Raw genomic sequence first — 16,012 nt, 5'->3', positions numbered from 1 at the left:
CTCTTCGGAAAGGAGGCCCAGGGTAGAAAGGCCCGCCCTCGCACGCAACGGGACGGGCCTTCCGGGAAGCGTGCCGTGTGCTCGGCTGGTCAGCCGCCGGTCCGGAGCACCCCCGGCCCTTCCTCGATCCGGATGACCTGGGTGGGAGCGCGTGTGCTACGCAGCGCGTCAATCCACTGCACCGCGGCCTGGACGTCCCGCTCGCGAGCGCCGTGGGTGAAGACGACGATGGTGGCGTGAGGATCCTCCGGCCGCGACGGGCGCTGGAGCACGGAGGCCAGGCTCACGCCCTTCTCGCCGAGCACGGTGGCGATGCGCCCGAGCACGCCCGGCTCATCGCTCACGGAGAAGCGCAGGTAGAAGGGCCCGCGCCGCTCGCTCGAGGGGATGCGGGGCTGCTCCTGCACGTGCGGCGAGCACAGCATGGGCAACCGTCCGGACACGCCGGCCAGCAGGTTGCGGCAGATGTCGATGATGTCCGACACCACCGCGCTGCCGGTGGGCAGCGAGCCCGCGCCCAGGCCGGAGAACAGCGACGCGCCGAGCGCCGCGGACTGGAGCAGCACGGCGTTGAAGGCGCCACGCACGTCCGCCAGCGGGCTGGCCTCGGGGATGAAGGCCGGGTGGACGCGCACGTCCAGGCCCTCGGGCAGGCGCCGGGCGATGGCGAGCAGCTTGAGCACGTAGCCCGCCTCCTTGCCCAGGGCGATGTCCACCGGGCGCAGCGAGGTGATGCCCTCCACGTGCACATCCTGCGGAGACACCTTCGCGGCGAACGCCAGCGACGCCAGCAGGCACAGCTTCTGCGCCGCGTCCATGCCGTTCACATCCAACGTCGGGTCCGCCTCGGCGTAGCCGAGCTTCTGCGCCTGGGCGAGCGCGGCCTCGTACGTGGAGCCCTCGTCCGCCATGGCCGACAGGATGAAGTTCGTCGTCCCGTTGACGATGCCGTGGATGGAGGACACCCGGTCCGACGCGAGCGCCTCGCGCAGGGTGCGAATGATGGGGATGCCGCCGCAGACGGCGCCCTCGAAGTGCAGGTCCACGCCGCGGGCGAGCGCCTGGGAGAACAGCGCCTCGCCATGGGCGGTGAGCAGCGCCTTGTTGGCGGTGACGATGCTGCGGCCCGAGGCGATGGCCCGCTCCAGGTAGTCCTTCGCGGGGGACAGGCCGCCCATCAGCTCCACCACCATGGACACCTCGGGATCCGCGAGGATCGGAGCGATGTCGCGGGTGATGAGCGCGGCGGGCACATCCTCGGGGCGCGGGCGGCCTCCCTCCCTCACGAGGATGTGGCGCACCCTCACCCGAGCCCCCAGGCGCCGCTCAATGTCCCGAGCGTGATCCGCGAGGATCCGGTACGTCCCGAGTCCCACGTTGCCCAGCCCCAGCAGCGCGATGCCGATCTCTTTCATACGCCCCTCTCAGCCCTGCCCCGGCTTCACCTTGTATGAAGTCAGCTCCAGCCACGTCTGGGGAATGCGACGGCCCTCCCGCTCGGCCTCCACCTGGATGCGCACCAGGCCCACGCCGGGCGCGAAGGTGAGGGTGTTGATGAGGGTGGTCTCCGCGTCCACGCGGTTGCGCCCCTCCACCTGGACGCAGTTCTCGAACGAGCCCGCGGGCGCCTGGCAGGGGAAGCCGGCCTGGAGGATCTGGTAGCGCTCCGTGGAGGACACGGACACCACGTTCGTCCACGTGCGCCCAGGCTCCACGGGACCGCGCAGCAGGTAGCGCTTCTGATCGCGGATCCCGAAGGTGTCCACCATGAGCTGGCCGCCCTGGCTGTCGTGGAAGAAGCCGTCCTCTTCCTTGACGATCTTCACGTCCACCGGCCTGTCAGTCCGGCCGTTCACCGTGTACGTCCAATGATTGCCCACGGCCAGCGGGTAGTACTCGGAGAGCCTGGCCGAGTCCTTCGGCTTCTCATCCACCTCGACGTGCTTGGCGCAGCCGCCCCACCCCAGGGCCGCCGCGGCCAGCAGCAACCCCCCAACGACAGAAGAGACCTTCATAGCTCAATGATCCGCGTGGTCCGTACCACGCGCCTCCGGTGTACCGTGCTTGCGTGATGCGTAGAGCGTGTCCAGCGCCTGCTGCGCCGCGGCCTGGATGGCCGGCTGATCGTGCCCCTGCGCCACCGTGTAGAGGTAGGCCTCCGCCTCGCTGCCGCCGATCTCTCCGAGCGCGAAGACGATCTCCTGCAGGAAGCCCACCTCCTTGCCTCGGGCCAGATCGATCAGCGCGGGCACGGCGCTCGCCGCGCGCATCTCCACCAGCGCGCCGATGGCTCGCCGCACCGTGTCCGCGTCGTTCGACTTGAGCTGCTCGATCAGCAGCGGCGCGGCCGCCGGGTGATGACGCTCGGCCAGCGTGCGCAGGGCGAACTCGCGCACGCGAGGATCCGTCGCATGGAGATCCTGCACCAGCGCGCCGTTGTCCCGATCCAGCGCGGACAGCTGCAGCACCGCGGACTCGGACACTTGCCGCAGCGCCGCCTCGAGCGCCTCGCGCAGCGCCTTGCGCCGGGCCTCGGGCTTCTCCGAGTCCAGGCGGATCTCTCCCAGGCCCACCACCTCGTAGCGCTCGGGCAGATCGCCGCCGAAGCGCTCCAGCACCAGGGTGGCGCCGACCTCGGCGTAGGTGTGCTGGCCGTCGTCCTTCAGCACCTCGCGGGTGAAGGGCAGATCCAGCGTCATCCTCCACGGGCGGCTCTGGCCCAGCGACTTGCCCTCGGTGGGCTCGAACCGCTTGGTGGCCTCCAGTTGCTGGCGCAGCAGGGCGCGCACCTGGTCCTGCCCCAGCGCGAGCAGGGAGTTGTCGGTGAGCGTCGCGCCCGACAGCCGCACATCCTCCACGGGGTAGCGAGACCCTTGATCGCGGCAGGCACCGAGCAGCAGGACGCAGGCGGTGAGGAGCAGGGCCGGCTTCATAGCCCTCTTACGGTACCCCACTCCCCCCACTTGCGTCCCAGGATGCGTCAGGTGGGGCTCCCCTCGGACGAGCCATTGCTGGATGTGCTCGGGGGAGGCGGAGGCGGCTCCGGCGCGCGGGGCGCCTCGCTACCCGAGGAAGGAGCGCTCTCACCCGAAGGTGCCGCCGCGGCGGGCGCTGCCCCTTCGGAGGGAGCTCCGCCGACAGCCGGAGTCCCTCCCGCGGGAGTCGCACCGGCCTCGGGTCCACGATTTCCACGGCCGCGACGGCCCCGGCGGCGACGGCGGCGGCGCTTGCGCTCACCCGCGGCGCCTCCCTCCGCGCCAGGGGCCCCTTCCGGACGGCCCGCTCCCGCCACGAAGGCGCTGGCGGCCTCGAGATCCTCGTCCTCGCCCTCGCCCTCCTCGTCCCCTTCCTCCTCGTCCTCCTCGGACGCGGCCAGGGACTCGGCGGGAGGCTCGGGCGGAGCCGCGGCCACGCCGTGCTCTTCCTCCGCTTCCGCCTCCGCGGCCTTGGGCTCCTCGGCGGCGGCGGGCTCCTCGCGCTCGGCCTCGGGTGCCGGCCGGGCCTTGGCCTTGCGGGGCGGCTTCTCCGGCTCTTCCTCGTCGCCACGAGCCTGCTGCTTCTCGCGCTGACGCTCCTCGCGGCGCTTCTGGGCCTCCTCGGCATCAAGCCGGGCCGCCTCGAAGAAGCTCTCGTCCACGTCGAACAGCTCCACCTGGGTAACGGTGACGGCCGTCTTCGCCTCGAGGAACTTCTCGCCGAGCGCGTCTCCGCACCACAGCATCACCAGCGCGCCGCTGGCCTGGGCCTCGGCGCGCGCATCGCCGCGCACGTCGCCCGCGCTCACCAGCAGGCCCACCTGCGCCGAGTAGTGGCCGAGATCCCGCCGCAGTTCCTGCACCATCTTGCGATCGATCGAGGGCGAGCCCTTGAGCATCCGCACCGCGTAGCGCAGCTCCACGCTGCCCTCGCGCTTGCGGGCGGTGAGCAGCGGCCCCTCCTTGGAGCGCTTGGCCACCTTCAGCTCGCGGAAGTGCAGCGCGTGCATCGTCTTCACGACGGACTTCTCGAAGGTGCCCACGTCCGCGTCGCCCAGGCGCTTGCGCAGCGCGCGAGCCACCGAGCGCCGAGCATCCTTGAGCGTCGTCTTGAGCGTGGCGAGCAGCGCCTGATCCACCGGCGCCTCGCCCGTGGCCGCCGCGGGCTTGCCGAGCACCGGCCGCCCATCCTGCAACGGGATGCCCAGCGCGGCGGCGAACGCGGCCTGCAGATCCAGCGGGGGCGGCTCGCTGGGGGCGCCCGCGCGCTCCAGCGTCACCACCTCGCTCGTCTGCTTGTTGAAGGCGAACTGCGGGCGGCGGCCGGCGTCAATGCGGCGCTGGTTGTCCTCCAGCAGCGCGGTCAGCACGGCCTCCACGGTGACTTCCTCGCCGCACAGCTCGCGCGTGCGGGCGCGATCGATGATCTGCTCGGCGCGCAAGCCGCCCTCGCCCTCGCTGAGGATCTCGAACACCACCTCGGGCAGCGGCGGGAAGCGGCGCTTGCGGCCCTTCTGCTCCTCCTCCTCCTCGCGGCGGCGCTTGCGGTCGCTGCCTCGGCCGGCCACGCGCACGTTGTCGTTGCGCGGATCGGGGTGGCGCTCCACGGGGCGCAGCGGAGGCAGATCCTCCTCTGGATGGGGCTCCACCACGCCCGTCTGCGCCAGTGCTTCGGGATCCTCCGGAACTGCCCAGTCCACCAGGGCGAAGGTGTCCTTCGCCGTGACGATCACCTTGCGATCGCGCGTCCTTCGTGCCATCGCGGCCAGCCGCGACAACATCGTGACTTCAGGCGTCTTCCCGACGTGGGAGAGCAGGCTCTGAGCGATAGACTTCTCGGTGATTTCCAGGAAGTGGAGGGGACGACCTTCGCTCTCCAGGATACGGAGCGCGGCCTCGTAAAATGTCATCGACTATTCCCCAAGAATTTCGAACGGTTACAAAAATGTAGGTCCGTATGGGCGGCGGATGGTAGCCACCGGTATTCTGGCTTGTCAACGAATGGAGACGAAGGGAAAGACGAAGGGAAAGGATGACCCGGTTCCGACTCGGACAGCGCTGGAAGCGCGAACCCACAACCGACCCACAGGATTCCATCGCCCTGGAGCTGGACGGGGTGAACCTACTGGCCGGGGCGGTGGAGGAGCCGCTGGCGGAGGTGGTCCCTGCCCTGCTCGGGGTGGCGGCGGCCCTCCGTGCGGGCAAGCGCCGCCTGGGCCAGGTGTCGCTGCCCGAGGCCCATCTGGAGCTGGTGCTGCGCCGGGCCGGGATGGACGTGGATCTGAGCGTGGCCAGCCTGGGGCGTCCGGCGCGCATGATGCGGCCCCCCGTCCGGGTGGAGATGGAGGAGTTCGCCAAGGCCGCCCGGGAGTGCGGCGAGAGTTTCCTGCGAGACATTTCGCAGGCGGCGCCCGAAGCGCTCACCGCCTCGCTCGCCCAGGAGATGAACGAGGCGCTGCGCCTGCTGAGCGGCGTGGTCAGCCCCCCGCGTGTGACGCTGCCAGTGCCCTTCGCCCACCGCGTGGAGCCCTCCGAGGAGCCGGGCTTCGGCTTCGAGCTGAAGGATCCCTCGGATCTGCTGCGCGCCTATGAGCGGGGGCAGGATGCGGCGCTGGGCTCGCTCCTGTGCTCGGGGGAGGTGTGGCTGTCGCTGCCGGGCCGGGAGCAGGCCTGGCGTGCGGCGGGCCCCCCCTTCCTCACGGCCCTGGAGCTCTCCCGGCAGGCGGTGGAGCTGGCGCGAGCGGTGGAGCTGGGCGAGCCGCGCTTCTCCTTCGAGCCCGCGGGCGTGCGTCCGGGGCTGACGCTGGAGTTGAGCGCGGGCAAGGGACGGGTGGGCACCAGCTCGGCCTTCGAGATGGACGGCACGGCGCTGGCGGCGGCGATGTTCCACCTGGGGCAGGCGCTGGCGCTCGCCTTTGCCGAGCGGGAGCGGAGCCAGTCCAGCAACCCCTATCTGGTGGAGCTGACGGAGCGGTGCCGGGAGGGCCTGTCCCATCTCCGAGGCGCGGTGCAACCTCCCGAGGGCGACGGAGAGGCGAGAGGCAAATCCCGCGCGTCGCGCCGCACGGGGAGTCCGCTGCCGGTGCCCGGGCGTCTGCGCCGGCTGCGCTTCGAGCAGCGGTGGAAGCTGAAGGGGCTGGCCGGGGCCGAGTCCGGAATCCTGATGTTGGGGCGCCAGGGGCCGGTGTTCTGCTCGCGTGAGCTGGCCTGCGCCTTCGCGCGGAAGGACGGGCAGCCGCTCTGGCGGCGCGAGGGCAGCCAGGGCGTGGCGGCGACGGCGGACGGGTACGTGGTGACGACGGACTCGGAGCGCGTCTACTGCTTCATCGGTGCGGGCGCGAGCGCGCGGTGGCTGCACGACCACGATGGGCTGCCGCTCGGCCCCCAGCTGATGCGCCAGGACGGGCTGCTGCTCACGGTGTCCGATGACCGCACGGTGCTGGCCTTCGCCGAGGTGGGAGGCCGTGAGGTGTGGCGCCTGGCGCCCTCGCGCACCCAGAAGAGCTGGCTGGCGATCCAGGGCCACCGGGCGCTGCTGGCCACGGACTCGGGGTACCTGTACGGGATGGATGTGGCGGATGGCCAGGTGCGCTTCCGGATGCGGGCCACACCCCTGCCCTTCCATGGGACGCCGGTGGCGTGGGGCAAGCGCTTCGTGACGGTGCTCGGCCGAGGCACGCAGCACGCGCTGCTGCTCGCGGACGCGCACAGCGGGGACGTGGTGTGGACGCGCGAGTTCCAGCTCTCCCTGCCCTCCGCGCCGCTGCCGGCCCGGACCCGCGTCTACATCGCCGGAGAGCGGGATCGCGAGGGCATCCTCGCGTGCATGGACTCGCGCGGGAGGGAGCTCTGGGAGCGCCCGCTGCACCTGGGAGCGGGACCCTTCGCGCTCACCGCCGTGCAACACGGAGTGATCGTCACCTCGGCGAGCGGAGCCGCGGCGCGGGTGGACACGGCCGGAGATCTGGCCTGGCGCGTCGGTGCGGTGGGCGAGCCGCTCGCCCGGGCCCTGCCTGCGAGGGTCTCCCGCGGCGTGGTGCTCATCCCGGGAGAGCGGGTCCGCGCGGTGGATCCCCGCGGCGGCCAGGTGCTGGCGGAGGTTCGCGCCGGAGCGGGGCTCCTGGCGCTCCAGACGGACGCCCGGCTCGGGCTCTACCTGCTGGACGAGGCCGGCAGCCTCACGGCGTACCAGCTCATGTCCCACTTCACCGTCGTGGAGCAGTGAGCGGCGGAGGGCCTCCACCGGCCCTCGCCTCCCCGCTCACCGTCACTTGCCGTTGGCGGCCTTGGAGGGATCGATCTCCTCCTCGGGGCGCTGCTCCTCGGTGGCGCCCTCCCACTTCATACCCGCGCCGAGCTTCCACTCGGAGGGCACGGTGTCCAGCTTCCACAGGTACGAGGCCGCCGCGGTGCCTCCCGAGGCGGCGCGCGAGCTCACCTTGAAGGAGATCTCCATCTTGGAGACGTCGTTGGGCACCAGATCCATGTCGTAGTGGCCCAGCACCATCTGCGGCGGGAACTCGGCGATGTAGCGCTCGGGGAAGTCGATCTTGTTGGCCGGATCGCCGCCGTGCATCTCGCCAATCAGCTTGCCCCTGGCGTCGGTGAGCTTCCACGCGGCCTCGAAGGTGGCGCTGGTGACCATCTTCTTCACCTTGCCCTCGTCCTTCATCGCGCGCTGAGCGCCCCAGAGCGCCAGCTGGAAGCGCACCTGCGGCTGGCCCTTCACCATCACCACGTCCGAGGAGATGACATCCAGGCGCATCCCCTTGTCCGTGGCCGTCCACACCGGCTCGTAGCGGCCCTTGCGGAACGTGTCGAACACCTTGCGCGTGTACTCGTAGGTGGCCTTGCGGTCGGCGACCTTCTCGTCCTTGCCGCCCTCCGCCTTGCGCTCCACCTCCTGGATGTAGCTGTCGAATTCCTTGTTGCCCTTGAACTTGTCCAGGTGCGCGTCCACCTCCTCGAAGTAGGTCTTCATGAAGGGGCGCACCTCCTCGCGGTACGACTTCTCGTCCGGGTTGGTACGGAGCCACCCGACCCGCTCCAGGTAGTCCTTCTGGATCCGGGCCATGTCTGCCTCGTTCTGGGCCTCCAGGGTCTGGGCGCTCAGCCGGCGATAGAACAGGGCCGAGGCGACGAACACACCGGCGACAACGACGAGGACACCGAAGTAACGCATCAAGCGGAGACTCTCCTTAGGCGTTCGGGCACACAGTGATAGAAGAATTCCCCTGAGTGATCCAGGCCACGGGAACCCACCTGCTGACAGTACCGCTCCCCCTTGAGGAGGGGGGGCTGCTAGACGGCACCCAGGTCGCCTATGAGACCTATGGAGAACCGTCGGGCGAGAACTCGGTGGTATTGCTGCACGACCTGGCCAACTCTCACCGAGCGCTGGCCACTCCCGAGTCCACGGCCTACCCGCCCTCCGGCTGGGGGCGGGAGCTGATTGGGGACAAGCGGCCGCTGGATCCCTCCCACCTGCACGTCATCTCCGCCAACCTGCTGGGCAGCCCGTTTGGCACCACCTCGCCCATCACCGAGGACCCGTTCACGGGGCAGATGCTGGGGCCAGCCCTGCCGCTGCTGACGCCACTGGACATGGCGCGCTCCGTGTCCGCGCTGCTGCGAGGCATGGGCCTGAAGCGCGTGCGAGCGCTGGTGGGAGTGGGGCTCGGGGGGATGGTGGCGCTGCGCCTGGCCGCCCTCTTCCCCGAGATGATGGCGGGTGTGGTGACCATCGGCACGGCGCGCGCACTGCCAGAGGCGCTCCGCGAGCGCATCGGGATGTTTCACCAGATGCTGTGGATGGACCCCGAGTACAAGGAAGGCTTCTACCGGCCGGGCAGCGGGCCGCTGAAGACGATGCGCAAGCTGCGGCTGGAGTACCTGAGGCTGGTCTACGGCCGCGAGTACCTCACGGCGCGCTACCGGGACCTCGACGCCGCCGAGAAGGCGCTGGAGGCGGACTCCGAGTCCTTCGCGACGATGTTCGATCCGAACGCGTGGATCCTCATGTGCGCCGCCTACGCGGGGGCGGACCTGACGGAGTACCTGCCGAAGATCCAGGCGAAGGTGCTGCTGATCGCGGGGGCATCGGACGTGCTCGCCCCGCCGGCGAGAGTGCGAGAGACGTACCACCTGCTGAGCGCCGCGGGGGTGAACGCGCGCTACCACGAGCTGCAGGGTGCGGGAGATCACGGCGCCCTGCTCATCGAGACGCGCCGCATGCACGGCCCGGTGAAAGACTTCCTGCGCCGGCTGCGCTGAGCCCGCGGACTCACTTCGACGCGGAGGGCATGGCCATCACGGCCAGCCTCGCGCGCAGGGCGCCCACGAGCATCCCGATGGCGATGTCGTTGTTGCCACCGTGGGGGATGATGATGTCCGCGTGGTGCTTGGACGGCTCGACGAAGCCCATGTGCATGGGGCGCACGTGCCGCAGGTACTGGCTGACGACGTGATCGAAGTCGCGGCCGCGCTCCTTGATGTCGCGAGTGAGGCGCCGAAGGATGCGCAGGTCATCATCGGCGTCGACGTAGATCTTCACGTCCATCTCGTCGCGCACCTCCTTCATGTGCAGCACGAGGATGCCCTCGATGAGGATGATGTCCCCGGGGTCCACGCGACCGGTGTTCGGCTGGCGCGAGGAGGTGCGGAAGTCGTAGACGGGCTTGTCGACGGCCCGCCCGGCCTTCAGCTCGCGCAGGTGGCTGACGAGCAGCTCGGTGTCGAAGGCGTCCGGGTGATCGAAGTTGACCTGGCGGCGCTCCTCGAGCGGCATGTCCTGCAGGTCCCGGTAGTACGAGTCCTGATCGATGAAGGCGACACGGCAGTCGGCCAGGGCCTCGCGGACCTTCCGGCAGACCGTGGTCTTGCCCGAGGCGGTACCGCCCGCGATGCCAACGACGAGGGGTGACGACATGGCGCGCACCTACCGCAGCGGACCGGCCGGCGCAAGGCTGCGTCTGAAACCGGACACAGCTCCCGCGCTCCGGGACTGCGCGGCGAGACGCCACATCCGCCTCGCCAGAACAAGAATAAACAGAACATCCAGATGCCACTCACAGCCTCACCGGCCCCCCCTGGAACCCGCGCGAGCTTGCCCGGCCCGCGCGCGACGCCGCTACTCGGAGTGCGCGGCAATTACATCCGCTTCATCGCGGATCAGCTGCGCTGGCTCACGGACCTGAGCCGCTACGGTCCGCTGGTGACGCTGGCCCGGGGGATCTCCCGCCACCTGTTCATCTTCCACCCCGACTTCAACATGCAGGTGCTGAGCAACCCGGCGCTCTTCCGTCCGCTGGAGCTCTGGCGCGCGGCGCCCGAGGGCTCATCCCTGAGCAGGCTGTGGACCGGGCTGCTCACCATCAACGGAGAGCTGCACAAGCAGCACCGCCGGATGATGATGCCCGCCTTCCACAAGAAGAAGGTGGAGGGCTACCGCGACGAGATGGTGGCCCGCATCGATCGGATGCTGAGCGCCTGGAAGCCGGGCGAGGTGCGGGACATCTTCGTGGAGATGCGGCAGGTGACGCTGCTCATCGTCACCAAGGTGCTCTTCGGGCTGGAGGACGACCAGGAGACGCTGCGGATAGGGCGGCTGATGGCGGAATGGCTGGAGCGCTATACCGCTCCGGTCAACCACCTGCTCCCTTTCGACAAGCCCGGGCTGCCGTTCCGTGACCTGCTCCGGCTCTCGGAGCGGGGAGAGGCCGCCATCCGGAGCCTCATCGGACGAAAGCGCGCGCAGGGGGCGAGCGGGGATGACGTGCTCTCCATGCTGATCCACGCGCGCGACGAGGAGGGAGGCTCGATGTCCGATGCGGAGCTGGTGGGCCAGACCAACATCCTCTTCGTCGCAGGCCACGAGACGACGACGACCAGCCTCACCTGGACGCTCTTCCTGCTCGATCAGCACCCGGAGGTACGCGCCGCGCTGGTGGAGGAGTTGGAGGGCGAGCTGAGAGGAGCGCCCCCCACCATTGAACAGCTCGAGCGGCTCCCGCTGCTGGACCGGGTAGTGAAGGAGAGCCTGCGCATCCTTCCGCCAGTGCCATCGTCCTTCCGCGTCGGCTCAGCGCCCTTCGAGCTAGGCGGCCACTCTTTCGAAGTAGGGACCATGGTGATCTACAGCCCGTACATCACCCACCGCCTGCCGGACCTCTACCCGGAGCCGGATCGGTTCCGCCCGGATCGCTGGTTGCGGACCGAGCCGCCGGTGTACGGCTACATCCCCTTCAGCAACGGGCCGCGTCGGTGCATCGGCGCGACTCTGGCGCTGCTGGAGATCAAGCTGATGCTGTCCATGCTGCTGCCCCGCTTCCGGCTCTCCATTCCGCCCGGAGCGCGCGTGGATCTCCGGGTGCGAGCCACGCTCCAGCCGAAAGGAGGGCTGCCCATGCGCATCCACGCGCAGGACAAGCACTTCGAGCGCTCGGAGGTGCGCGGGTCGATTCGCGACATCGTGGCCTTGGCGTGAGCGCTGACGGCTCGCTCAGCGCGCCACGACCGGCGTGGCCGAGCGGTCGTTGCGGTGGTGGAAGCGAAGATGCGCGGCCCCACCACCTTGCCCCGAGCAATCGCGTTGCGCAGCCCCAAGTCGATGAAGTCCTCGGCGCCCACCTCGCGCACGGTGGTGAAGCCCGCCATGAGCGTGGTTCGCATCGAAGAGGCGCGCGGCCTTGAGGACGAGGGGTTTGGCGGGCTCAGCCGCCAGAGCCGGCAGCACATAGAGCAGGACCAGCAGAGGAGCGATTCGCATGGGACGCATTCCGGCCACTCCCCGCCGCCCCGTCAAACCTCACCCTCGGCGCACGAGCCCCCGGCCCATGGCCTCGGCGAGCAGCCCGGGAGTGATGTCCTTCTCCAGCATGGGCCCCTGGGCGAGCGCGCGCAGCACCTCGGCGAGCCCCGGAGGCACCGTGTGCACCTCCATCCCTCCACCCCGCCTGCGGCGCGCCGCGAAGCGCCACGGCCGGGACACCGTCCGCCGAGCCGTCTGCGTCAGCGTCTCCAGCCCGCTCAGCTCCACCACGCCGTTCGCCCAGGCCCGCCCGGTGAGGTGGCGGCGCAGCGCCCGCGCGGCGTAGACGAGCTCGGACAGATCCGCCGGGAACGTGCCCACCCTCACCTCCTCCGCAAGCCCCACCTCTCCCGGTCCTGGAGGAGGCACCGGCCGCTGCATCAGGGAGGGCAGGAACATCTCGAACGAGAGCGCCGCCGCCGCCGCCGCGCTCCCCTCCTCCGGATACTCCCGGAGCCGCCTCCTCGCGTAGTCCAGGAACGCGTGGCCCAACGAGCGCCCCGAGCCCTCGAACAGCTCTCGGAACTCGTCGGACGTGGTGAAGAGCAGCAGCCCTTCACGCGTGCCCGCCAGCATCAGCCGGGAGATGGGAAAGTCCCGGTCGAGCTGCTCGGCGACCACCGCGAGCCGGAAGTTCGTCTCGGAGAAAGTACCCTCCACGTCATCCGAGACCGCGGCAGGGCGCACGCCATAGCCCAGATCGAACAGCTCCCAGGGCCGGCTCACGTGGCTCAGGGGCGGCGGCGAGCTGTCCACGGGCGTCAGGCGCAGAGGCGCGCGCTCCTGCACAGGCACCAGGTTGCGCAGGCGGCGCAGCGTCAACATGGCCACCTCCGGCGGGTGTCCATCTCCCTCGAAGGTCACCGCGCGCAGCGAGGTGCAGCGCGGTAACACCGCCTCGAGCAACTGGAACAGCTCCTCGCGCACGGGCTGGGTGTGGTCGTCCACATAGAAGCGGCGAGCCCACCGGCGCGTCACCACGCCTCCGGCGATGTGGATCTCGATGACACGATCGAACGGGAAGCCCTCGAATCCGGCCTCCAGCGGCAGCTCCGCGGCGAGCTGGTAGCTGAACAGGTGCCCCAGATCGAGCAGCAGGGGCAGCCCGGTGCGCGCCTGCAGCCGGGCCATGAACTCGAGCACGTGCATGTCGCCGCGCCGGGCGAGCACGGCGGGGTTCTCCAGCGCCAGGGGCATGCTCAGCCCGGCCTGCACATGGAGCGCATGCGCCGCACAGTCCTGGAGGCCCTCATTGGTGAGCGGCGGCGAGACATAGAGGTATCCCGGGAAGGGCTGCCCGCCCGAGTGCCACCACCCCACGTCGTTGCCCACCCACGCGCTGCCCACGGTGCGCGCATGGGCATCCAGCTCCGAGAGCGCCTGGGCGGGCTCGAGCTCCGGCCCATAGAGGTTGAGGTGCACCGGGTGGAAGAGCACCGGCACCTCCTTGAGGCGCCGGTACATCTCCGGGAACAGGGTGGCGTGCTTCTTCGTCTCTCCGAGCGACAGCGGAGCGCTGTACTCGACGAAGTCGAACAGCTCAGGCTCCTCGTCGAGCAGCCGGTACGGATGGGGCTGATCACCCGCGCTGAGGTTGCTGCTCAGGCCGAGCCCACGCCAGGGCAGCGTCCAGAATTCGGAAGGAGAAGGCATGGCGCTACCCTATATCCGAGCCTCCCTCCGCCCTCACCCGTCGAGCAGCCAGTTGCCGTTGAATGAGGGGCCACGCACGCCCGAGGTATCGCTGGTGTTGCCAATCTCTCCCCAGCGCGAGTTGTACTTGATGAAGTTCTGACCGTTGAGCGGCAGGGTCTTCTCGCCCACGTTGACGACGCCGCCTCCCTGGTAGCCCGCCAGGGTGCCCTTACCGCCAGCCCAGGTGAACCAGCGATAGCTGGCGTTCGTCTCGCAGCTGCTGGCGCCCCAGCCGGCCTCCTCGATGGTGGAGTCGCACACCGACTCGGAGGCATAGCTGGCGTGGCTGCCGTCGGCGGCCCACACGTACGGGTGCGTGGTGTCGAACCACTGCACGCTGGCCTTGGCGTAGTACGTCACCGACTTGTGGTGCGCGTAGTAGACGCCCGCGACGGAGTAGTCCGGGTTGAGCCGAACGTTGATGTGCTCCCAGTCCGCCTCGTGGTTGAAGCCCACCTGACCGTCGTTGTACGCGTAGAAGAACCAGTACTGAACGTTCGCGCCGCCCAGGCTGTTCTTGTAGACGTGGCCGTAGACCTTCCAGTCGGCGGGGGTGGAGCTGCCGTTGTGGGTGGTGTCATCCGGCGGCTGGAGGAAGAAGGTCTCGTTCTCGTTCCAGGTGGAGCCGTACGAGTAGCGCGCGGTGCTGTCGTGCGAGCAGAGCCAGTCCTTCTCGTTGTGCGAGCGGTTGATCAGGTTGGACTGCGTCACGCTGCCCACGGCGAGGATGGAGCAGTCGGGGCAGCCGTCATGGCTGAAGCGCAGCGTGGTCCGAGCCAGGTACCAGTCCACGTTCGCGGGCCTCGTCCAGTCGAGCGACGTGGGCAGGTAGACCACGGGCGCGTGGCGCTGCAACAGACAGCTCTCGACGCCGTCATCGATGCCATCGGAGTCCGCGTCCACGGCGGTCGTGGCACAGCCGGCGATCAGGTTCTGCTTCGCGGTCTTCAGCTCGGAATCCAGCGGCTCATGGTCGGGGCCGCAGCCGGCGGTGACGGCCAAGCTGATCACCGCGGCACTCCACCACGCGTTTCGACTCGACATGTTTTCCCTCCCTTGCAAGGAGGGCGGATGTTACACGGATTGACATGTTCCACCGCAAGGGTCCGACGTTTTTCGAATTGGCGCGGCAGGCCATGACGTCCGTGGAGCGGGGCTACGATCTGCTCGCGCCCAAGTTCGAATACACGCCGTTCCGCACGCCGGATCCGGTGCTGAAGGTGGCGATGGCACAGGTGGGGCCACCGGCCTCCATCGAGCGCGCGCTGGATCTGTGCTGCGGCACGGGCGCGGCGCTGCGCTTCTTGCGGCCGCTGTGCCGCCGGGAGGTGGTGGGGGTGGATCTGAGCCAGGGCATGCTGGACGAGGCTCGCCAGTTGCTGGCGGCCACGCCCGGCGAAGCAACGCTCACGCTGGTTCAGGGCAACGCGCTGGAGCTGACGTACGAAGCCGAGTTCGACGTGGTGACGAGCTTCGGAGCCTTCGGCCACATCCTCGAGCAGGAGGAGCCGCGGCTCGTCGAGGTCATCGCCCGGGCCCTGCGTCCCGGAGGGCGGTTCGTCTTCGTCACGGCGCACCCGCCGTCCAAGCTGAACCCGGGCTACTGGATGGCCAAGGGCTTCAACGCGGCGATGCGCGTGCGTAACGCGCTGTGGAAGCCACCGTTCGTCATGTACTACCTGACGTTCCTGGTGCCGCGAGCCCGCGAGCTGCTGGAGGCCCAGGGCCTCGAGGTGGACGTGCGGGATGGGCTGATGCCGCCTCCGTTCACGCCGTACAGCATCGTCGTCGCCACGAAGAAGCCCGGGACGTGAGCCTCCTCGTTATGAAGTGTGCAGAGCGGCCTAGGGGGTGGGCTCGTTCGGCTCGGCAGGCTGCTGGTCCTCCTGCTCGATGAGCCCTTGCTCGATGGCCATCTGCCGCAGGTGGACCTTGATGCGCTGGAACTGCTGGCGCAGCGCGGTGGCCTTGCGCGAGAGCGCCGCGCTGGTGGGCGCCTCGTCCGAGTCCCACATGACGCGCGCCACCTCCGTCCACGCCAGCCGCTGATCCACGCGCAGCAGCAGCAACATCCGCTCGTCGGGCTCGAGGCTCTCGCGCAGCGCGCGGAAGCGCTCCTTCACCGAGGTCCGCTGCCAGGGCCGCGTGTCGGAGCGGTGCCGCAGCGGCGCCTCGGGAATCCCCGAGGAGCTGACGGGCGTCTCCCGGGCGGACGGCGCGTGCACCAGCTGGTAGCAAGCGTTGCGCGCCAGGCGATAGGCCCACGTGCGGAAGGAGCTCTCCCAGCGGAACGACGGCAGCCCCTTGAGCAGGCTCTCGCAGAAGACGCTGAAGGCATCCTTGGCCAGCTCCGGGTTGTGAAGCACCGAGGCCATCAGCCGCATGATCTCCATGCCGTAGCCCTGCAGCGCTCGCTCCACGGCCCCTCCCGTGTCCCCGCGCTGACACAGCTCTCGAATCTCCTGCTCCAGCTTCTCGCGCTCCATCGCCATCGTCGCCCCCTGTAGATCTGCCCCTGGCTCGTCTCTTGGTG

General features: G+C 69.6%; 13 protein-coding genes. 4 read left to right on the top strand and 9 right to left on the bottom strand.

The genetic code is table 11. From position 1 onward, the window contains the following. Positions 1-89 precede the first annotated feature (89 nt). The 4 genes from ACJ8AT_RS11615 to ACJ8AT_RS11600 are packed head-to-tail and all read right to left on the bottom strand — an operon-like array spanning position 90 to position 4,885. A complete protein-coding gene (locus ACJ8AT_RS11615) occupies positions 90-1,415 on the bottom strand; it encodes a homoserine dehydrogenase (RefSeq protein WP_407737750.1) in 1,326 nt (441 codons plus the stop codon). Between the two features lie 9 nt (positions 1,416-1,424). Then, a complete protein-coding gene (locus ACJ8AT_RS11610) occupies positions 1,425-2,015 on the bottom strand; it encodes a hypothetical protein (protein ID WP_407737749.1) in 591 nt (196 codons plus the stop codon). A gap of 3 nt (positions 2,016-2,018) precedes the next feature. Then, a complete protein-coding gene (locus ACJ8AT_RS11605; RefSeq protein WP_407737748.1) occupies positions 2,019-2,933 on the bottom strand; it encodes a HEAT repeat domain-containing protein in 915 nt (304 codons plus the stop codon). Between the two features lie 47 nt (positions 2,934-2,980). After that, complete coding sequence (locus tag ACJ8AT_RS11600; RefSeq protein WP_407737747.1) at positions 2,981-4,885, bottom strand: HTH domain-containing protein; 1,905 nt, start codon at positions 4,883-4,885, stop codon at positions 2,981-2,983. Between the two features lie 122 nt (positions 4,886-5,007). Between ACJ8AT_RS11600 and ACJ8AT_RS11595 the strand changes: the two genes are divergently transcribed. Further along, positions 5,008-7,200: a PQQ-binding-like beta-propeller repeat protein gene (locus ACJ8AT_RS11595; RefSeq protein WP_407737746.1), complete on the top strand. Its 2,193-nt coding sequence runs from the start codon at positions 5,008-5,010 to the stop codon at positions 7,198-7,200. Between the two features lie 42 nt (positions 7,201-7,242). Here ACJ8AT_RS11595 and ACJ8AT_RS11590 read toward each other — a convergent pair whose 3' ends face one another. Continuing rightward, positions 7,243-8,157 carry a hypothetical protein gene (locus ACJ8AT_RS11590; protein WP_407737778.1) on the bottom strand — a complete coding sequence of 305 codons (915 nt, stop codon included), beginning with the start codon at positions 8,155-8,157 and terminating at the stop codon, positions 7,243-7,245. 56 nt (positions 8,158-8,213) lie between these two features. On the opposite strand from ACJ8AT_RS11590, the gene ACJ8AT_RS11585 reads away from it, so the two are divergent. Continuing rightward, entirely contained in the window at positions 8,214-9,248 is a 1,035-nt protein-coding gene (locus ACJ8AT_RS11585; protein ID WP_407737745.1) for an alpha/beta fold hydrolase, read from the top strand. Between the two features lie 10 nt (positions 9,249-9,258). Here ACJ8AT_RS11585 and udk read toward each other — a convergent pair whose 3' ends face one another. Beyond that, positions 9,259-9,903 carry a uridine kinase gene (gene udk / locus ACJ8AT_RS11580; RefSeq protein ID WP_407737744.1) on the bottom strand — a complete coding sequence of 215 codons (645 nt, stop codon included), beginning with the start codon at positions 9,901-9,903 and terminating at the stop codon, positions 9,259-9,261. Between the two features lie 177 nt (positions 9,904-10,080). Here udk and ACJ8AT_RS11575 point away from each other — a divergent pair, with 177 nt between their 5' ends. Continuing rightward, entirely contained in the window at positions 10,081-11,460 is a 1,380-nt protein-coding gene (locus ACJ8AT_RS11575) for a cytochrome P450 (protein ID WP_407737743.1), read from the top strand. Positions 11,461-11,781: 321 nt separating this feature from the next. Here ACJ8AT_RS11575 and ACJ8AT_RS11570 read toward each other — a convergent pair whose 3' ends face one another. Next, complete coding sequence (locus tag ACJ8AT_RS11570; protein WP_407737742.1) at positions 11,782-13,437, bottom strand: DUF692 family multinuclear iron-containing protein; 1,656 nt, start codon at positions 13,435-13,437, stop codon at positions 11,782-11,784. A 33-nt stretch (positions 13,438-13,470) separates the two neighbouring features. Next, the gene (locus tag ACJ8AT_RS11565; RefSeq protein ID WP_407737741.1) at positions 13,471-14,523 is read right to left on the bottom strand and encodes a hypothetical protein; all 1,053 of its coding nucleotides are present in this window, start codon (positions 14,521-14,523) and stop codon (positions 13,471-13,473) included. A 44-nt stretch (positions 14,524-14,567) separates the two neighbouring features. On the opposite strand from ACJ8AT_RS11565, the gene ACJ8AT_RS11560 reads away from it, so the two are divergent. Continuing rightward, positions 14,568-15,293 carry a class I SAM-dependent methyltransferase gene (locus ACJ8AT_RS11560; RefSeq protein WP_407737740.1) on the top strand — a complete coding sequence of 242 codons (726 nt, stop codon included), beginning with the start codon at positions 14,568-14,570 and terminating at the stop codon, positions 15,291-15,293. A gap of 30 nt (positions 15,294-15,323) precedes the next feature. Here the strand turns inward: ACJ8AT_RS11560 and ACJ8AT_RS11555 are convergent, their stop codons facing one another. Next, positions 15,324-15,971, bottom strand: a complete 648-nt coding sequence (locus tag ACJ8AT_RS11555) for an RNA polymerase sigma factor (protein ID WP_407737739.1) — start codon at positions 15,969-15,971, stop codon at positions 15,324-15,326. Positions 15,972-16,012: the final 41 nt, after the last annotated feature.

Source organism: Hyalangium sp. (genome assembly GCF_045802625.1).
Classification (GTDB): domain Bacteria; phylum Myxococcota; class Myxococcia; order Myxococcales; family Myxococcaceae; genus Hyalangium.
This window is presented reverse-complemented; position numbering and strand designations above follow the sequence as displayed.